Here is a 17,546-nt window from a genome sequence, read left to right as displayed (position 1 = left end):
ACAGTGGTGGGCTGGGGCCAGTAATCCACAATCGGCGGGTTGAGGCTAGAAGGTTTGTGCATTTCAGATCGAGCGCTGATTGACCCGCGCCATCAGTTGCTCGGCACTCTCCTTGCGTTCGGAGTAGCGATCCACCAGAAATTCCTGGCGGTCGCGCAGCAGCGCGGTGAACTTCACCAGCTCTTCCATCACATCGACCACGCGATCATAGAACGGCGAAGGTTTCATGCGCCCCGCCTCGTCGAATTCCGTAAAGGCCTTGGGCACCGAAGACTGATTGGGGATGGTGAACATGCGCATCCAGCGCCCCAGCACGCGCAATTGATTGACCACGTTGAACGACTGTGAACCGCCGCAGACCTGCATCACCGCGAGAGTTTTGCCCTGAGTCGGACGTACCGCGCCGAGCTCCAGCGGAATCCAGTCGATCTGCGCCTTGAACACCGCAGACATCGCGCCGTGGCGTTCCGGCGAACACCAGACCTGACCTTCCGACCACAGCACCAGCTCGCGCAGTTCCTGGACTTTGGGATGGTCGACCGGGGCGTCATCCGGCAATGGCAAACCGGACGGATTGAAGATGCGCGTCTCGGCACCGAAGTGCTCCAGCAAGCGTGCGGCCTCCTCCACCAGCAGACGGCTGAAGGAGCGTTCGCGGGTCGAGCCGTAGAGCAGCAGGATGCGCGGTTGATGTTCGTGCGAAGGTGATGTGATCCGGCCTTCGAACAGGCTGTGATCAAGATTGGGCAGATGCTCTGACATATGTCCTCCGGCTCAGAGGGAGCCAATGCGATCAAGTTCGCGCTGAAGCTCAACGCGGCTGAGTGTTTTGAAAGGAAGACCGAGGAACGTTGCGCAGCGGCGCTCGATGATCGCCACGGTGGCACGGAACGCTTCATCCACTGTCGCCTCATCACCGATCACATCGGATGGATCTTCCAGCCCCCAATGGCATTTGATCGCCGGCCCGAAGTACACCGGGCAGGTTTCGCCCGCCGCCTTGTCGCAGACGGTGATGACGATGTCCGGCGGGTTGCCTTCGAAGGCGTCGTTGCCCTTGCTGTACAAACCGTCGATAGCGATACCAGCCTGTTGCAAAGTCGTCAGGCTGCGTGGCAGCACCTGGCCCTTGGGAAAACTGCCGGCGCTTACCGCCTCGAAGCCCTCCCGCGCCAGATGATTGAACACAGCCTCGGAAAGGATGCTGCGGCAACTGTTGGCCGTGCACATGAACAGGACACGCATGGATAGCTCCGGGAATATTTGAAGTTCAGCAGCACGCGGTTTCGCGGGCAGGACGACCATCCATGTTGTGCAGGCGACAGGCATTGTCCTTGAGCCAATCGGTGTTGGCCGTGGCCGTGACCTTGAGGATCTGCCGAACCCAATCCGGCAGATCCGGGTTGAGCCGGTAATAGACCCACTGGCCCTGACGGCGATCAAGCAACAACCCATTGCTGCGCAGTTGCGCGAGGTGGCGGCTGATTTTCGGCTGGCTGTCGTCGAGGGCGCACATCAGCTCGCAGACACACAGCTCACCCTGCTCGGCAATCAGCAAGGTGGCGCGGACACGGGTTTCATCGGCCAGGCTTTTGAACAGTTCGGTGGGGGTGAGCATGGGGGCGGGCTCGAACATATGGAAAACCGAATATACGGATATCCATATATTATTCAACCCCGGATTCAAGCCACATCGCAGAACCCCCTGTGGGAGCGGGCTTGCTCGCGAAGGCGTAGTGTCAGTCGATACCTATGTCACAGACATACCGCTTTCGCGAGCAAACCCGCTCCCACAGGGGGATTTTTGTGGGGTGGGACTATCCGCGCAACAGCCCCTGCTCCGCTTCGCACAACCCCACCACATAGTCCCAGACTACCCGCAGCCTCACCGATTTGTGCAGCTCGCGCCGGGTACTGATCCAGTAACTGCGCTCGATGCTGTCATCCGGCAGCAACGCCACCAGATCCGGATCCGACGCGGCCATGTAGCAAGGCAACACCGCAATGCCCAATCCCGAGCGCGCCGCTTCCTGCTGGGCGATCACGCTGGTGCTATGAAACACCACGCGCGGACTGCGGCAGAAGCTGTTGAGAAACATCAGTTCCTGACTGAACAGCAGATCATCGACATAGCCGATCCACGCATGTCGCGCGAGGTCTTCGCGGCTGCGCAACGGCGGCGCGTTGTCGAGGTAGCGTTGGCTGGCATAGAGCGCCAACCGATAGTCGGTGAGCTTGCGCGTGACCAGCATGTCGGCCGCCGGGCGCTCCAGATGAATACTGATTTCCGCCTCGCGGTTGAGGATGCTGACGAAGCGCGGCACGGCGACCAGTTCCACCTCCAGCCCCGGATAGCGTTCGAACAGGCCGATCATGCGGCTGGCGAGAAACTTGATACCCAGCCCCTCAGTGACGCCGACGCGGATCTTGCCCAGCGGCGCGGTGGACTGGGTGATTTCTTCCTGAGCCAGCAGCGCGACGTTTTCCATGGCTTCGGCGTGCTTGAGCAGCGCCTCGCCTGCCGGGGTCATTTCGTAGCCTTGGGCGTGCTGGACGAACAGCGCGGTGCCGAGGCTCTTTTCGATGGCCTCGATATGACGGGCCACGGTGGCGTGAGTGGTGTTCAGACGCCTGGCAGCGGTGAGCAGGCGGCCGCTGCGTTGCAACTCCAGAAAGAACCGCAGGTCGTTCCAGTCGAACATGGGGTGTCCTTGTCAGCTATCGTCAATCCAGGCTGTTTGAAAACGCACAGCGGCTGCGCAAAAACTAACATTCTTTTGACGAAAGCTAACAACTAGAGTGTCCGACAATAAAAACAAAAAGCGAGGTCAGGGAATGCAGACTTCCCTTGAAGAATACGACTACATCGTGGTCGGCGCCGGCCCTGCCGGGTGCTTGCTGGCCAATCGACTGTCGGCGGATAAACAGCAGCGGGTGTTGCTGCTCGAAGCCGGCGGGCGCGACAACTATGCGTGGATTCACATCCCCGTGGGTTACCTGTTCTGCATCGGCAACCCGCGCACCGACTGGTGCTTCAAGACCGAGGCGCAACCCGGCCTGCAAGGTCGCAGCCTGAGCTACCCACGCGGCAAAGTGCTCGGTGGCTGCTCTTCCATCAACGGCATGATCTACATGCGCGGCCAGGCCGGCGACTATGACGGCTGGGCGGCCGAGGGCAATCCGGGCTGGGCCTGGAACGATGTGCTACCGCTGTTCAAACACAGCGAAAACCACTTCGCCGGCGCCGCTGAATTTCACGGCGCCAAGGGTGAATGGCGGGTCGAGCAACAGCGCCTGTCGTGGCCGATTCTCGACGCGTTTCGCAGCGCCGCCGAGCAGAGCGGCATCGCCAGCATCAACGACTTCAATCAGGGCGACAACGAGGGTTGCGGCTACTTTCAGGTCAACCAGAAGGCCGGGGTGCGCTGGAACGCGGCCAAGGCTTTTCTCAAACCGATTCGCGAGCGGGTAAATCTGACGGTGCTGACCGGGGTTGAGGTTGATCGCGTGCTGCTGGAAAACGGTCGCGCATCGAAGGTCAGCGCCCGTCACGAAGGCCAGGTGAAAAGCTTCAAGGCGCGCAAGGAGATTGTGTTGTGCGCCGGCGCCGTAGGTTCGCCGAGCATTCTGCAACGCTCCGGGATCGGTCCGCGTCCGTTACTGGAACGCCTCGGCATAGGGGTGATTAATGAGCTGCCGGGGGTCGGCGGCAATCTGCAGGATCACCTGCAACTGCGCCTGATCTATAAACTGCAGAACGCCCGCACCCTGAATCAGATCGCCGGCAGCGTGTGGGGCAAGATGGGCATGGGCCTGCGTTATCTGTATGACCGCAGCGGGCCGCTGTCGATGGCGCCGAGTCAGTTGGGCGCGTTTGCCCGCTCAGGGCCAGAGCAGACTTCCGCCAACCTTGAATACCACGTGCAACCGCTGTCGCTGGAGCGTTTTGGCGAGCCGCTGCACAGCTTTCCGGCGTTCACCGCGTCGGTGTGTGATTTGCGTCCGCAGAGCCGGGGTCGCATTGAAATCCGCTCGGCGGATCCGCAGGACGCACCGCTGATTCAACCGAATTACCTCAGCCATCCCGAGGATTTGCGCGTGGCTGCCGATGCGATTCGCCTGACCCGACGCATCGTCAGCGCCCCGGCCCTGCAAGCGTTCAAACCGGTGGAATATCTGCCCGGCGACAGCCTGCAAAGCGAGGAGCAACTGCACGAAGCGGCGGCGCGCATCGGTACGACGATTTTCCATCCGGTCGGCACCTGTCGCATGGGCAGTGACGCTGACGCGGTGGTCGATGCGCAACTGCGCGTGCACGGCGTGCCCGGCCTGCGCATCGCCGACGCGTCGATCATGCCGCGCATCACCTCGGGCAACACCTGTTCGCCTACGCTGATGATTGCCGAGAAGGCGGCGCAGCTGATCCTTTCAGGACCTGTACACATTCCCCCTGTGGGAGCGGGCTTGCTCGCGAAAGCGGAGTGTCATTCACCCATGATTTGACTGACACGGCCCCTTCGGGAGCAAGCCCCCTCCCACAGGAATCAACAGCAGATTCAAGACATCGCGCTTCACCCGGACACGCAACACCAGTGGAACAACAAAAACAATCACTGTGAGGGATTTCGATATGTCAGAACACGCTCAGCCGCTGGACGCCGCGAGCGGCGCCAGCACCAGCAATGCCACGCAGAAAGTCATCTTCGCCTCGTCTCTGGGGACGGTGTTCGAGTGGTATGACTTTTTCCTCTACGGCGCCCTCGCGGCGGTGATCAGCAAGCAGTTTTTCGCCGGAGTCAACGACACCACGGCGTTCATCTTCGCGCTGATGGCCTTCGCCGCCGGGTTTATCGTGCGGCCGTTCGGGGCGCTGGTGTTCGGTCGGTTGGGGGACATGATCGGGCGCAAATACACCTTCCTCGCCACCATCATCCTGATGGGTATCGCCACGTTCTGCGTCGGCCTGTTGCCGACCTACGCCAGCATCGGCATTGCCGCACCGATCATTCTGGTGGTGCTGCGCATGCTTCAGGGTCTGGCCCTGGGCGGTGAATACGGCGGTGCTGCGACCTATGTGGCGGAACACGCGCCAATCGGCAAACGCGGCTTCCACACCAGCTGGATTCAGTCCACTGCAACCCTCGGCCTGCTGCTGTCGCTGCTGGTGGTGCTCGGGTGCCGTTACTTTACTGGCGATCAGTTTGAAGTCTGGGGTTGGCGTATTCCGTTCCTGCTGTCGATCGTGCTGCTGGGCATTTCCACCTGGATCCGCCTGAGCCTGCACGAGTCGCCGGCGTATCTGAAAATGAAAGAGGAAGGCAAGGCATCGAAAGCACCGATCCGCGAATCCTTCGGCAAATGGGAAAACCTCAAAGTGGTGCTGATCGCCTTGTTCAGCATCAACGCCGGGCAAGCGGTGACCTTCTACGCCGCGCAGTTCTACGTGCTGTTCTTCCTCACCCAGTTTCTGAAAATGGACCCGGCGGTGGCCAACACCCTGCTGATCATCAGCGTGGTGATCGGTGCGCCGTTCTTCATCATTTTCGGCTGGCTGTCGGACAAGGTCGGGCGCAAACCGGTGCTGATGCTCGGCCTGCTGCTGGCGACGGCGCTGTACTTCCCGATTTTCAAATCCCTGGCGCACTATGCCAACCCGGCAATCGATCAAGCCAGCCGTCAGGCACCGATCACCGTGCTGGCCGATCCGGCCACCTGCACCTTCCAGTTCGACCCGGTGGGCAAGGCCAAATTCGACAGCCCGTGCGACAAGGTCAAGACCTTCCTGGTCAAGCAAGGCCTGCCCTACTCCAGCGCCGCCGCCCCAGCCGGCAGCGGCGTGCAGGTCAGCGTCGGCGACGTGAAGATTGACGGCTACGACGAATCCGCCCTGCGCGGCGCCGTCACCCTCGCCGGCTACCCGCAACAGGCCGACCTGCAGCAAATCAACAAACCGATGATCGTCGCCCTGATCGTCGCGCTGATCAACATCTCGGCCATGTGCTACGGCCCGCTGGCGGCGCTGATGGTGGAACTGTTCCCGACGCGCATCCGCTACACCTCGATGTCCCTGCCGTATCACATCGGCAATGGCTGGTTTGGTGGATTCCTGCCCACCGTGTCATTCGCGCTGGTGGTGTACACCGGGGATATTTTCTATGGGCTGTGGTACCCGGTGCTGATCACCGGGGTGAGCCTGGTGGTGGGGATGATCTGTTTGCGTGAGACCAAGAATATCGATCTGGACAAGAACTGATTCCAGATCAACTCAGCTTACCTGTGGCGAGGGAGCTTGCTCCCGCTCGACTGCGAAGCAGTCGCAAAACCTGTAACCCTGGTGTATCTGATGCACCGTAATTGCAGTGTTTAGGGTCGCTTCGCAACCCAGCGGGACGGTGCGACGATTCGACAAGCTCCCTCGCCACAGGTGATTTACTCGGTCACAGACTTGCGTGTCAGGCTTCAGCCTTGATCACTTCAAACTTCACCTGATCCGGATAAAACGCCACATAGTTCTTGATCTGCTCCACCGAGATTTTCGGTTTCTCGTACGTCCACACCGCGTTCGCCCCCTCATGCCCCGGCACTTGCAGGCTGAAGTAGTTGGCGTCGCCCTTGTATGGGCAATAACTGGTGTGGTCGGTGCGGGCGAAGTATTTCTCGTCGATATCCTCGCGGGGAACGTAGTACACCGGCGGATAGTTGGCCTCTTTGAGGACCAGCACATGAGAGGACGCCGCGACCTGGATGCCGTGGAATTTCACCAACAGGCAACCGGAGAGTTCTTCGAGGGTGATGACGGGATTGAGGCCGGTGGTGCTCATGGGGGTTTCTCCTGGTCATGGAAATGACTGTGGCGAGGGAGCTTGCTCCCGCTGGTCTGCACAGCAGACCCAAATCCGGAAATCGCGCTGCATCAGGTATAACGCGATTTCAGGTTTTGCGACGGCTTCGCCGCCGAGCGGGAGCAAGCTCCCTCGCCACAAGCGTCAGGTCGGCCCTGTCATTTCACATCAAACCACGATATCAGTCGCCAGCGCCTGCCCCACCACACCAACGGCAAAGTCGATCTGCCCCTGCCCGCTCAGATCAACCAGCAGCGTGGTCTGACCGCCCTGCGCGTAGTAAGTCAGGATCGCATCGCCCGCATGACCGGTGAAAGCATTGACGAAGTTCAACGTGGCCGCACCCGTGGCGAAACCGGCGATGCCCGAGATGTCGATCTTGTCCACGCCGCTTTTGAAATCCATGATCCAGTCCGGCTGGTTGTTGGTCGAATCGCTGGCTGCACCGAACACAAAGGTGTCTGCACCCTCGCCGCCCCACAACGTATCACCGCCGCCGCCACCGTAGAGAATGTCGTTGCCGGCACCGCCATTCAGAATGTTGACCGCCGAATTGCCGATCAGCAGGTCATTGCCTGAACCGCCAACCGCGTTCTCCACGGTCACGCCATAGGCAATCGATACGTTGCCGACCAGCCCGCCAACGTCAGAGAACGAACCCTCATTGAGGTTGATCTTCTGGTTCTGGGTGAAGCCGGAGAAGTTCAGCGTATCGTTACCGCCACCGTCCCACACTGAGAACACAACTTTCGACGCCGCCGACGTAGCGCTGTAGAAATCGCGGCCGGCGTTGGAGCCGAAACCGTAGGTGGTGTCATCGGCGCGGGTTGCGTAGTTGGCACCGTAGAGTTTCTGCACCGCCACGATATCGTCCAGCAACGGCGCGGAGGCGTAGGCGCCGCTGCCGTCCTTGCTGAAGTTCTGGTCGGTATTGGCTTCGCTCCAGTAGCTCATCAGGCTGTAGCCACGGGTGTCTTCGGCGTACTTTGCGTCATTGTAGGTCGGGTTGCCATTGCCAGCGTTGTAGGCGCCCGGGTGCGACAGGCCGAGGGTGTGGCCGATTTCGTGAGTCAGGGTCTGACGCCCGTAGTTGTTGGTGTCCGGGGTCTTGTTGACCTGATACTGGTTGTTGATCAGGTACCACGACTGGCCATCGTAGCTGCCGCCGCTCGGCAGGTAGGCGAACGCCGCGCCGCCGGTGCTGACATCGTAGTTGCCGAAGGTCATGTGGCCGTCGCCGCCCGTGCCTTCAGTGAATGTCACCTTGGCCACATCGGCCCACGATTGCATCGCCAGTATGGCTTGAGCCTTTTGCTGCGCGCTGAACTGGCTGAAATTGCCGAGGTTCGGGTTGTAGTTCGCCGGTTTCTCGGTGAGGAAGGTGTAGGTCAGGGAGATTTTGCCGTCGCCGTTCTTGTCGTGCCACGACAGGTTTTTGCGCAGGATTTCGTCGGCTGCCTGGTCGGCGGTAAAAGACGGTTTGCCGTTCACCAGGCCGACGCCACGGTCGTACAGGTGGCTGAAGGCATTCACTTCGTCATAGGCGCTGCTGGTTTTCGCTTTGGCTTGGGCCATGGTGGGACTTCCTTGTTTCAGAGTGGTCAGTGCGTTCGGACCGTGGCGATCTTCTGGCGAGATCGTCCTGTCACTCGCGTTTCTTAAAGGCCCGACGAACCTGCCATGCCCGGCAAGCGCGGTGCCATTCGATTTCTCGATAGTCGCCCGCGCCGTCCCGGTAATACCGGTCATTCCCGGCAACGTTTTTATCTGTATATCCATACAGATAAAAGTTGCCCCAGGCGCGAACTCCGGCCATTCTGTGCACCTCCAGTGAACTGATTGACGACGGTGGTTATGCGGCTGTACCTCTGTGAAAAACCTTCCCAGGCCAAAGACATTGCGGCTGTGCTCGGTGCAAAGCGCCGGGGCGACGGCTGTTGGCTGGGAACGGACGTCACGGTGACCTGGTGCATCGGCCACCTGCTGGAAACCGCGCCTCCGGATGCCTATGACGCGCGCTACAAGCGCTGGGTGCTGGCGGATCTGCCGATCATTCCGGACAAGTGGAAAATGACCGTCAAGCCGCGCACCGCCAGCCAGTACAAGGCGGTCAAGCGCCTGTTGGGCGAGGCCAGCGAACTGATCATCGCCACCGACGCCGACCGTGAGGGCGAGATGATTGCCCGGGAACTGGTCGAGCACTGCCGCTATCGCGGGCCGATCCGTCGCCTGTGGCTGTCGGCGCTGGATGAAGCGTCGATCCGCAAGGCCCTGGCCGCACTGAAGCCGGGAGCGGAAACCTTCAGCCTGTATCACTCGGCACTGGGACGCTCCCGCGCGGACTGGCTGATTGGTATGAACATGAGTCGCCTGTTCACGTTATTGGGCCGTCAGTCCGGCTATCAGGGCGTGCTGCCCGTCGGCCGGGTGCAGACGCCGACACTACGGCTGGTGGTGGATCGCGACCGCAGCATCGCCGATTTCGTGCCGGTGCCGTATTGGGCGATCGATGTGCAACTGCTGCACGACGGCACGCCGTTCACTGCACAATGGCGTGCGCCCTCCGACGTTTGCGACGATCAGGATCGCTGCCTGAATCAGGCGTTGGCGCAGCAAGCGGCGGCTGCAATCAGCAATGCGGCCAGCGCACGGGTGGTGAAATTGCGCACCGAGCGCATGCGTGAAGTGGCACCGTTGCCCTTCGATCTGGGCACCCTGCAGGAAGTCTGCTCGAAGAAACTCGGTCTCGGCGCCCAGGAAACCCTCGACATCGCCCAGGCGCTGTACGAAACCTACAAGGTCATCACCTACCCGCGCAGTGATTGCGGCTTCCTGCCGCTGAGCCAGCACAGCGAGGCGCCGGGGATACTCGCTGCACTGCGTCAGGCCGACTCAAGCCTCGATGCGCTGAACGGTCACCTCGACCCGCAACGCCGCTCACGGGCGTGGAACGACGCCAAGGTCAGCGCCCACCACGGCATCATCCCCACCGCGGCGGCGAAAAATCTCGAGCGTTTGAGCGGTAAGCACCGGGCGGTCTATACCCTGATTCGCGCGCGCTATCTGGCGCAATTTCTGCCCAACCACGAATACGATCGCACCCAGGCCGATTTCGATTGCGCCGGTGAAGCATTGCGCGCCGTCGGCAAGCAGATCATCGAACCGGGCTGGAAACGCGCCTTGCCCGAAGCCCTCGCCCCGGCCAAGGGCCGTGAAGCTCCAGCCCCGCAAACCCTCCCGGCGCTGAGTCAGGGTATCGATTGCGCCGTGGCCGGCGTGAACCTCAAGGATCTCTGGACTCAGCCGCCCAAACCCTACACCGAGGGCGATCTGATCAAGGCGATGAAGAACGTCGCCAAACTGGTGGAAGATCCGCTGCTCAAACAGAAACTCAAGGACACCACCGGCATCGGCACCGAAGCCACTCGCGCCTCGATCATTCAGGGCCTGCTGGATCGCGGTTATCTGGTGAAAAACGGCAAGGCGCTGGCCGCGACGCCTGCAGCCTTCAGCCTGATCGACGCCGTGCCCCGGGCGATTGCCGACCCCGGCACTACCGCCATCTGGGAACAGGCGCTGGACATGGTGCAGAGCGGCGAGATGAGTCTGGAAGAGTTCGTCACCAAACAGGCGGCGTGGATGAGCAAGCAGGTCACCCGCTGCTCTGCACTGAGCCTGACCATCAGCGGCCCGCCACCGGCCGGCAAGGCTGCGGCGCAGTGGAAGAAGAAACGCAAATCGACGCGCAGCAAAACCGCCAGTGCAACCAAGCGTACCGCCAAATAACTCAAACCTGCTGAGCTCCTGTGGCGAGGGAGCTTGCTCCCGCTCGGCTGCGCAGCAGTCGCAAAACCTGCAACTATGGTCTATCTGAAACATCGCGATTGCAGGCTTTAGGGCCGCTTCGCGCCCCAGCGGGAGCAAGCTCCCTCGCCACAGGGTTCTTAAGTCTCCCTTTTGGAGTTCATTGACCATGCCCACCATCGAACTGCTAGCCGCCCACCGCGACGAACTGCAAACCATCGAAAACCTCATGCAGTTCTACATGTACGACTTCAGCCAATGGCTACCACTGAAACTCGGCGAACATGGCTTCTTCAGCATTCAGCAGAAGGACGATTACTGGCGCAATCCAGCCACCCAACCGTTCCTGATCCGCGTCGACGGTGAGCTGGCCGGTTTCGTGACCGTGGATGACGAAACCCACATCGACGGCGCCGAACACAACATCGGCTACTTTTTCCTCACCCGACGCTTTCGTGGCCAAGGCGTCGCGCAGTTTGTCGTCTCTGCCCTCTTGAGCCGTCTGCCCGGTCAATGGCAGATTTTCCACATCGACGCCAACCTGCCTGCGCAGCGCTTCTGGGCCAGGTTGATCCCCGAATTGACTGGCGGCGCAGTCACCCGTCAGCAGCGTACCGTGGACGGTTACCCCTGCACCTTCTACGTCCTGAACGTCCCCGCTTCCGTTCTCTGAACGAAACTTTTCTCATTCCAAAACAGCTTTGTCCGACAATATGTAGTGAGCAAAAATAATCACTACAAAACCGTTGACGGCACCGTTTTGCTTTTGCATGATGAAGACGTTCCCCGATCGGGAACATCAGTAACACGCTTGAGCAAACTCGTCTGACCGCCGAGTTGTTTTTTCCGGATACACGCTGCCCACAAGGCAGATTGAAGAAGCTGACCTGGCCTGAACGTCCAGTACAAGGACGAGAAGCGCTGGCGAAAATTCTCAAGACGCTTGTGGCCGACCCTGAAAACGTCGTCAAGGAGCCTCCCGGTTTTCGCTGCTTCTCCTCGTTGTGACGCTATTGCGTAGCAGTTATTCAACACGACTACATGCAACAGATGCATGACCCCGTATTTCACACGGGCGACCGCTGACGTCCTGGTTTCGGTGCCAGGGATCAACTAACCGATGGGCTACCTGTATTAGCGAATCAACTTTGAAAGATCACCAGACTGGTCAAGGGGCAAACATCATGAATCTGAACAATCAACCTACTATCGAAGAACTGGCTCGTATGTTCGCTGCGCAAAAAGACAGCCACGACAGCCACATTCTCTGGATCAGCAAGTCGGGTCAGGTGCATATCGACTGCCTGTCGCCCCACGCTGGTGAAGAAGAATTCGACCGCAGCAACCAGAACCTGCTGGCCCGCCTGAAAATGTACCGCCGCGGCCACGGTTATGTCGGCAAAAAAGCTGCGGCCGACAAGGACTTCATCGGCAATGTGCTGCAGACGCTGAAACAGGCGTGGGATTCGATGCAGAACAAGAATGAAGTTCGGGTGATTGATCGGTTCTACTGAGTTACAACTTCAATAAATAAAAGGGCCTGCTTCCAAAAGAAGCAGGCCCTTTTTACATCTGCGAGTCACCATATAACCCTGTGGGAGCGGGCTTGCTCGCGAATGGGCCGTGTCAGTCACCATCATCTCAACTGAGACACCGCTTTCGCGAGCAAGCCCGCTCCCACAGGGGGGACTGTATCGTTGGTTAGATTTTCGTTTCCAGTACCAGATTCATAAACGCCATCGCCGCCGCACTGTGGTAATTATTGCGCCGCCGCAACAACGCCGCCCCGCGCTGCGGCGCTTCGTTCTCGACCCGCAGCCGACGCAACGCCCGGTCTTCGGTGGCAATCGCCTCCGGCAACATCGTCGCCATTGGCGAATGGCGCACTACCTCGAGCAATGTACTCACCGAGTTCACCTCGATCCGCACCTTCGGCGTAATCCCCTGCTGACGAAAATACTCATCAATCGATAACCGGGTAATGAAGTCTGACGCCAGCAAGGCGAAATCCAGCTGCGCAAGGTCACTCGCCGTCAGCACCGATGTGCTCTCGTACAACGGATGCTCGCGGCCGATCATGATCCCCAGGGTTTCGGTAAACGCCGGAATGCACTCGATGTCCGGGTGGCGCACCGGGGTAAAGGCAATCGCAATGTCCAGCGAGTCATCCGCCAGCCCAACCTCGATGTCGTCCATCGACAGTTCGAAAATCTGCAAATGAATACCCGGATAGCGCGCCGCGAAATCGCGCACCAACGGCCCGACCAGATAGGCCATGAAGGTCGGGGTCATGGCCAGACGCAAGCTGCCACGGGACAGATCCTTCACGTCATGCAACGCCCGCTTGCCCGCCTCCAGTTCCACCAGCACCCGCCGCGCACATTCGATGTAGGCCTCACCGGCATCGGTGGGCTTGACCGTGCGCGAGGTGCGATCAAACAGGTTCACCCCGAGGGTTTCTTCCAGTTGGCGGATCTGTTGCGACAAGGTCGGCTGCGACACATGCAACGCCTCCGCCGCCCGGGTGAAGCCGCCGTGGTCGGCCACGGCCAGCAGATAACGCAAATGTCGCAACAACATGGGATCACCATCTATAGGCAGAGCTTATGCGAAGCATTGTATATCGGTCTTGGACGCTATGGATCAATCGGCAGAAGATTGCTCCCACACAGCAAGCCAACCCTGAAAGGAGTGACACCATGCAACAGTCCCACGCCTACAACGATGCCAGCCTGGCCCTGACCACCCGCATTCTCGACATCAAGGCACGCAAAGGCCTGTCGTGGCAGGATCTGGCCGACGACACCGGCCTGAGCCTGGCCTACGTCACCGCTGCCCTGCTCGGCCAGCACCCGCTGCCACAAACCGCCGCGCAAGTGGTTGGCGACAAACTTGAACTGGACGCCGACGCCGTTGCCGCCCTGCAGATCATCCCGCTGCGCGGCAGCCTCAGCGGCGTGCCGACCGACCCGACCATCTACCGCTTTCACGAGATGATCCAGATCTACGGCACCACCCTCAAAGCCCTGGTCCACGAGCAGTTCGGCGACGGCATCATCAGCGCCATCAACTTCAAGCTCGACATCAAGAAAGTCGAAGACCCGGAAGGCGGCTCCCGCGCCGTGGTCACCCTCGACGGCAAGTTCCTGCCCCTGCGTCCGTTCTGATCCGCCTGGCCCGCACCCCGCGTGCGGGCCGACCGCTCTCTTGTTCAATGAGGACACGCCCATGAAAGCCCTGATCGACGGTTTCCTGAAGTTCCAGAACGAAGCCTTCCCGCAACGCACCGAACTGTTCAAACACCTGGCGACCACCCAGCAACCCGGAACCTTGTTCATCACCTGTTCCGACAGCCGCGTGGTGCCGGAACTGCTGACCCAGCAAGAACCCGGCGAGCTGTTCGTGATCCGTAACGCAGGCAATATCGTGCCGTCCTACAGCCCGCATCCGGGCGGGGTTTCGGCAACGGTGGAATACGCGGTGGCGGTGCTTGGGGTGACTGACATCGTGATCTGCGGCCACTCCGATTGCGGCGCGATGACCGCGATTGCCCAGTGCAAATGCATGGATCATCTGCCCGCCGTCAGCGGCTGGCTGCAACATGCCGAGTCGGCGAAAGTGGTGAACGAGGCGCGGCCGCACGCCAATGACGCGGCGAAATTGAGTTCGATGGTGCGGGAAAATGTGATCGCGCAACTGGCGAATATTCAGACCCACCCGAGCGTGCGCCTGGCCCAGGAGAAAGGCCTGCTGAATCTGCATGGCTGGGTGTATGACATCGAGACCGGCTCGATCGATGCGCTGGCGGCTGACCGCCGTACGTTTGTGCCGCTGGCCGAGCAGCCAGCGACTTGTGCGGTGCAGGCAAACACCAGCGCAGCTGCCTGAAGGAGAACAGTGCAACCCTGTGGCGAGGGAGCTTGCTCCCGCTGGGGCGCGCAGCGGCCCTTGCTTTTTTGGGTCTGCTGCGCAGACCAGCGGGAGCAAGCTCCCTCGCCACAGGTTTGGTGTTCAGATCAGCGTTTTACGGAGAGATCGATCTGGGACATACGACTACGCACCGTAAACACCCCATCCCCTGAAAGAATCGCACTGCGCGCAAACAAGCGCCCGCTCTCCCAGTTCGAAAGCCCCAGCTCCGGCTTGTTCAACGCGTACTGCCCATCGACCCAGCGGGTAATCCCATTGCCCACAAACGGCGCGTTCACCGCGTTGTAAAAGCGTTCCTGAGCGCCAGCATCCTCGCTGATCAGCGACACCGTGAACTGCGGGCTGTAGCGGTTGAACAACGTGATCGCCTGATGCAGATCGTCGACGATCATCAGGCTGACTTCCGGGGTTTCTTCCCATTCCCACTCGCGGCCCAGCTCTGATTCCGCCAGCGCTTCGGCCAGGGCTTCGGTCTGATAACCCTCGGCGCGATAGACCTCGACCGTCGCGTTCTGCCACTCGGCCGGCAGGTAACTTTCGCTGCCTGTGACGATGTGCAATTTGCAGCCCTGCCCGCGTGCGCTGCCGGCCTGCTTCAGCGCATCGAGAAACAGCGGCACCAGTTCGGCAGCACGCTCGCGGTGAATCAGGCAGACGTTCAGGGTGTTGCAGACTTTGCGATCCAGCGAATTGCGTACCACGGCGGCAAAACGTGTGGCATCAGCATCACGGTCAGCAATCAACCAGGCGCCGCCGGTGCCATGCAGGCTGACCGCCGTGCCCGCCTGCTGGGCGATGCTGCCCAACTGGCTGACCGCACGCCCCGAACCCCGGGCCACCGCCAGCGACAGACGCCGGTCGGCGAACATCGCCCACCCGGCCGCGTGATTGACACTTTCCACCAGCGACACCGCACCTGCCGGCAAACCAGCATCGGCCAGCGCCGGGTTCAGCGCGTGAGTGACGATCGCTTGCGCGGTGCCCAATGCGTCGCTGCCAATGCGCAGCACTGCGGTGTTACCAGTGCGCAGTACGCCGGCGGCATCGGCGAACACATTCGGTCGTCCTTCAAACACGAAGGCGACGATGCCCAGCGGCGACACCACTTGCTCGACCTTCCAGCCGTCGTGTTCGACGCAGCTGATGACCTTGCCGCGCGTGGCCGGCGCATCACGCCAGGCGCGCAGACCGGCGATCATGTCGCGGCGCATGCGTTCGTCGGCAAGCAGTCGGGTGGTCGAGCGACCACGGGCCTTGGCGCGCTCGATGTCGGCCAGGTTCGCGGCTTCGATCAAGGTCCAGCATTCCGGGGTTTCCAGGCGTTGCGCGAACAGGTCGAAGAAGCGACTGATGGCTTCGTCGGAAACTGCCGACAATGCAGTGAATGCCGCTTCAGCACGCTCGATTGCCACCGCAGCCGCTTGTTGATCGACCACCGGAATCAGCAACAGCTCGCCACTCACCTGCTCGACCAGCAGGTGGTCACCGGGCTGAAACCGCGCCGCCAGTTCGGGGCTGACCACGGTCACGCGGTTGCCAGCGAAAGGGATCGGCGTGCCAGCAACTAGACGTTCGAGCGCAAGAGACATGAAGCGGATTCACCATATGAGGGGCGGCCGGAAAATGTAGCGGATTCTGCGCTGAAACACACCTTCTACAAACACCACCGAACCTGTGGGAGCGGGCTTGCTCGCGAAGGCGTCGGCACCATCAACATGGATATTGAATGTGCTGGCCTCTTCGCGAGCAAGCCCGCTCCCACAGGTTTCGTGGTGTTTGGAAGATCAGGTCAGAACACCGACCAGCCAATCCGCGAACTGAGCATCTCCAGCGCCGCCATCCCCGCCAGCGAGTTGCCGGCGGCGTTGAGTTCCGGCGACCACACGCACACCGTGAACTGCCCGGGCACCACCGCGACGATCCCGCCGCCGACCCCGCTCTTGCCCGGCAGACCGACGCGGTAGGCGAAGTTGCCGGCCTCGTCATACAGGCCGCTGGTGGCCATGATCGAGTTGACCTGCTGGGTCTGGCGCCGGGTCAGGATCTGTTCGCCGCTGTGCTTGCAGAAACCGTCGTTGGCGAGGAAGCAGAACGCCCGGGCCAGATCGATGCAGTTCATGCGCAACGCGCAGTGGCTGAAGTAGTTGCGCAGCACCGCTTCGACATCGTTGTGGAAGTTGCCGAACGATTGCATCAGGTAAGCCATGGCCGCATTGCGGGCGCGATGCTGGTATTCGGATTCGGCGACCTTGCCGTCGACGATCACCTGCGGATTGCCCGACAGGCGCCGCACGAAGTCACGCATCGACAAGGCCGGCGCGGCGAATCGCGACTGATTGATGTCGCAGATCACCAGCGCCCCGGCGTTGATGAACGGATTGCGCGGACGCCCGCGTTCGAACTCCAGTTGCACCAGCGAGTTGAACGGCTGGCCAGACGGCTCGTGCCCCAGGCGCTCCCAGATCGCCTCGCCGGAGTGCTCGATTGCCTGCACCAGGCTGAACACCTTGGAAATACTCTGCACCGAGAACGGCGTCTCGGCGTCGCCGGCGCAATACATTTCGCCGTCGTTGCCATACACCGCAATGCCCAGCTGATTGGCCGGCACGGTGCCGAGGGCGGGAATGTAGTCAGCCACTTTGCCCTGCCCGATCAGGGGCCGGACAGCGTCAAGAATCTCGTTCAACAGCGCTTGCATGCCGGGTTCCGAAGTCTCGCCCCATGGGATTGCGGGGACACTGGGGCTAGACGCTGCGGACCGGTGCCGAATCACACTGACCGACACACTGAAAATCCAAATGTGGGCGTGGGCTTGCTCACGAAGGAGCCCGTTCATTCAGCATTGATGGCGGCTGGCTTGACGCCTTCGCGAGCAAGCCCGCTCCCACCGGGGATTGTCGGTGGGTCAGGGATTGTCGGCTGGCCGCGATCAAGGGTGGGAGTGGGCTTGCTCACGAAGGAGCCCGTTCA

The 17,546-nt window shown here is 60.8% G+C and carries 17 protein-coding genes; 7 read left to right on the top strand and 10 right to left on the bottom strand.

All coding sequences use genetic code 11. The features are described from left to right. Positions 1-63: 63 nt before the first annotated feature. The 4 genes from arsH to JFU48_RS18820 all read right to left on the bottom strand — a co-directional run bounded on the left by arsH (position 64) and on the right by JFU48_RS18820 (position 2,702). The gene (gene arsH / locus JFU48_RS18835) at positions 64-762 is read right to left on the bottom strand and encodes an arsenical resistance protein ArsH (protein ID WP_201137284.1); all 699 of its coding nucleotides are present in this window, start codon (positions 760-762) and stop codon (positions 64-66) included. 12 nt (positions 763-774) lie between these two features. Further along, positions 775-1,245, bottom strand: a complete 471-nt coding sequence (locus JFU48_RS18830; RefSeq protein WP_201137283.1) for an arsenate reductase ArsC — start codon at positions 1,243-1,245, stop codon at positions 775-777. Between the two features lie 25 nt (positions 1,246-1,270). Continuing rightward, positions 1,271-1,618, bottom strand: a complete 348-nt coding sequence (locus JFU48_RS18825; protein ID WP_103484235.1) for a metalloregulator ArsR/SmtB family transcription factor — start codon at positions 1,616-1,618, stop codon at positions 1,271-1,273. 199 nt (positions 1,619-1,817) lie between these two features. Beyond that, a complete protein-coding gene (locus JFU48_RS18820; RefSeq protein ID WP_045122518.1) occupies positions 1,818-2,702 on the bottom strand; it encodes a LysR family transcriptional regulator in 885 nt (294 codons plus the stop codon). A gap of 133 nt (positions 2,703-2,835) precedes the next feature. Between JFU48_RS18820 and JFU48_RS18815 the strand changes: the two genes are divergently transcribed. Together JFU48_RS18815 and JFU48_RS18810 are read left to right on the top strand one after the other, a co-directional pair. Continuing rightward, entirely contained in the window at positions 2,836-4,503 is a 1,668-nt protein-coding gene (locus JFU48_RS18815; RefSeq protein ID WP_201137282.1) for a GMC family oxidoreductase, read from the top strand. 127 nt (positions 4,504-4,630) lie between these two features. Continuing rightward, positions 4,631-6,253, top strand: coding sequence for an MFS transporter (locus tag JFU48_RS18810; RefSeq protein ID WP_201137281.1), 1,623 nt, complete (start codon positions 4,631-4,633; stop codon positions 6,251-6,253). A gap of 199 nt (positions 6,254-6,452) precedes the next feature. Here JFU48_RS18810 and JFU48_RS18805 read toward each other — a convergent pair whose 3' ends face one another. The 3 genes from JFU48_RS18805 to JFU48_RS18795 form a co-directional block, all read right to left on the bottom strand. Then, positions 6,453-6,821 (bottom strand): DUF427 domain-containing protein, encoded by a 369-nt coding sequence (locus JFU48_RS18805; protein WP_201137280.1) that lies wholly within the window; start codon positions 6,819-6,821, stop codon positions 6,453-6,455. A gap of 189 nt (positions 6,822-7,010) precedes the next feature. After that, positions 7,011-8,417: a serralysin family metalloprotease gene (locus tag JFU48_RS18800; RefSeq protein ID WP_201137279.1), complete on the bottom strand. Its 1,407-nt coding sequence runs from the start codon at positions 8,415-8,417 to the stop codon at positions 7,011-7,013. Positions 8,418-8,487: 70 nt separating this feature from the next. After that, positions 8,488-8,658, bottom strand: a complete 171-nt coding sequence (locus tag JFU48_RS18795; RefSeq protein WP_201137277.1) for a hypothetical protein — start codon at positions 8,656-8,658, stop codon at positions 8,488-8,490. A 38-nt stretch (positions 8,659-8,696) separates the two neighbouring features. Here JFU48_RS18795 and JFU48_RS18790 point away from each other — a divergent pair, with 38 nt between their 5' ends. The 3 genes from JFU48_RS18790 (at position 8,697) to JFU48_RS18780 (ending at position 12,160) form a co-directional block, all read left to right on the top strand. Further along, the gene (locus tag JFU48_RS18790) at positions 8,697-10,628 is read left to right on the top strand and encodes a DNA topoisomerase III (protein ID WP_201137276.1); all 1,932 of its coding nucleotides are present in this window, start codon (positions 8,697-8,699) and stop codon (positions 10,626-10,628) included. A gap of 187 nt (positions 10,629-10,815) precedes the next feature. After that, positions 10,816-11,319, top strand: a complete 504-nt coding sequence (locus tag JFU48_RS18785; RefSeq protein ID WP_201137274.1) for a GNAT family N-acetyltransferase — start codon at positions 10,816-10,818, stop codon at positions 11,317-11,319. A gap of 511 nt (positions 11,320-11,830) precedes the next feature. Continuing rightward, positions 11,831-12,160 (top strand): hypothetical protein, encoded by a 330-nt coding sequence (locus tag JFU48_RS18780; protein ID WP_007966852.1) that lies wholly within the window; start codon positions 11,831-11,833, stop codon positions 12,158-12,160. Positions 12,161-12,347: 187 nt separating this feature from the next. Here JFU48_RS18780 and cynR read toward each other — a convergent pair whose 3' ends face one another. After that, positions 12,348-13,226, bottom strand: a complete 879-nt coding sequence (gene cynR, locus JFU48_RS18775) for a transcriptional regulator CynR (RefSeq protein WP_201137272.1) — start codon at positions 13,224-13,226, stop codon at positions 12,348-12,350. 119 nt (positions 13,227-13,345) lie between these two features. Here cynR and cynS point away from each other — a divergent pair, with 119 nt between their 5' ends. Beyond that, positions 13,346-13,813: a cyanase gene (gene cynS, locus JFU48_RS18770; protein ID WP_003226042.1), complete on the top strand. Its 468-nt coding sequence runs from the start codon at positions 13,346-13,348 to the stop codon at positions 13,811-13,813. 61 nt (positions 13,814-13,874) lie between these two features. Further along, positions 13,875-14,534 (top strand): carbonic anhydrase, encoded by a 660-nt coding sequence (locus JFU48_RS18765; RefSeq protein WP_201137271.1) that lies wholly within the window; start codon positions 13,875-13,877, stop codon positions 14,532-14,534. 128 nt (positions 14,535-14,662) lie between these two features. On the opposite strand, the gene JFU48_RS18760 is transcribed toward JFU48_RS18765, so the two are convergent. Together JFU48_RS18760 and glsB are read right to left on the bottom strand one after the other, a co-directional pair. Continuing rightward, on the bottom strand, positions 14,663-16,165 hold the full coding sequence (locus JFU48_RS18760; protein ID WP_201137270.1) for an aldehyde dehydrogenase family protein: 1,503 nt from the start codon (positions 16,163-16,165) through the stop codon (positions 14,663-14,665). A gap of 200 nt (positions 16,166-16,365) precedes the next feature. Continuing rightward, positions 16,366-17,274, bottom strand: coding sequence for a glutaminase B (glsB, locus tag JFU48_RS18755; protein WP_201137269.1), 909 nt, complete (start codon positions 17,272-17,274; stop codon positions 16,366-16,368). Between the last annotated feature and the right edge of the window lie 272 nt (positions 17,275-17,546).

The organism is Pseudomonas sp. TH49, from assembly GCF_016650625.1.
GTDB lineage: Bacteria > Pseudomonadota > Gammaproteobacteria > Pseudomonadales > Pseudomonadaceae > Aquipseudomonas > Aquipseudomonas fluorescens_H.
Note: the sequence above shows the minus strand (reverse complement) of the source record. Positions and strands in the feature narration are given on the sequence as shown.

Bases quoted from the DNA above. Each gene is read 5' to 3' on its own strand.
- JFU48_RS18760 (WP_201137270.1), bottom strand. From the start codon at position 16,165: ATGTCTCTTGCGCTCGAACGTCTAGTTGCTGGCACGCCGATCCCTTTC.
- JFU48_RS18790 (WP_201137276.1), top strand. From the start codon at position 8,697: ATGCGGCTGTACCTCTGTGAAAAACCTTCCCAGGCCAAAGACATTGCG.
- glsB (WP_201137269.1), bottom strand. From the start codon at position 17,274: ATGCAAGCGCTGTTGAACGAGATTCTTGACGCTGTCCGGCCCCTGATC.
- arsH (WP_201137284.1), bottom strand. From the start codon at position 762: ATGTCAGAGCATCTGCCCAATCTTGATCACAGCCTGTTCGAAGGCCGG.
- JFU48_RS18780 (WP_007966852.1), top strand. From the start codon at position 11,831: ATGAATCTGAACAATCAACCTACTATCGAAGAACTGGCTCGTATGTTC.
- JFU48_RS18810 (WP_201137281.1), top strand. From the start codon at position 4,631: ATGTCAGAACACGCTCAGCCGCTGGACGCCGCGAGCGGCGCCAGCACC.
- JFU48_RS18825 (WP_103484235.1), bottom strand. From the start codon at position 1,618: ATGCTCACCCCCACCGAACTGTTCAAAAGCCTGGCCGATGAAACCCGT.
- JFU48_RS18815 (WP_201137282.1), top strand. From the start codon at position 2,836: ATGCAGACTTCCCTTGAAGAATACGACTACATCGTGGTCGGCGCCGGC.
- JFU48_RS18820 (WP_045122518.1), bottom strand. From the start codon at position 2,702: ATGTTCGACTGGAACGACCTGCGGTTCTTTCTGGAGTTGCAACGCAGC.
- cynR (WP_201137272.1), bottom strand. From the start codon at position 13,226: ATGTTGTTGCGACATTTGCGTTATCTGCTGGCCGTGGCCGACCACGGC.
- cynS (WP_003226042.1), top strand. From the start codon at position 13,346: ATGCAACAGTCCCACGCCTACAACGATGCCAGCCTGGCCCTGACCACC.
- JFU48_RS18795 (WP_201137277.1), bottom strand. From the start codon at position 8,658: ATGGCCGGAGTTCGCGCCTGGGGCAACTTTTATCTGTATGGATATACA.
- JFU48_RS18805 (WP_201137280.1), bottom strand. From the start codon at position 6,821: ATGAGCACCACCGGCCTCAATCCCGTCATCACCCTCGAAGAACTCTCC.
- JFU48_RS18785 (WP_201137274.1), top strand. From the start codon at position 10,816: ATGCCCACCATCGAACTGCTAGCCGCCCACCGCGACGAACTGCAAACC.
- JFU48_RS18830 (WP_201137283.1), bottom strand. From the start codon at position 1,245: ATGCGTGTCCTGTTCATGTGCACGGCCAACAGTTGCCGCAGCATCCTT.
- JFU48_RS18800 (WP_201137279.1), bottom strand. From the start codon at position 8,417: ATGGCCCAAGCCAAAGCGAAAACCAGCAGCGCCTATGACGAAGTGAAT.
- JFU48_RS18765 (WP_201137271.1), top strand. From the start codon at position 13,875: ATGAAAGCCCTGATCGACGGTTTCCTGAAGTTCCAGAACGAAGCCTTC.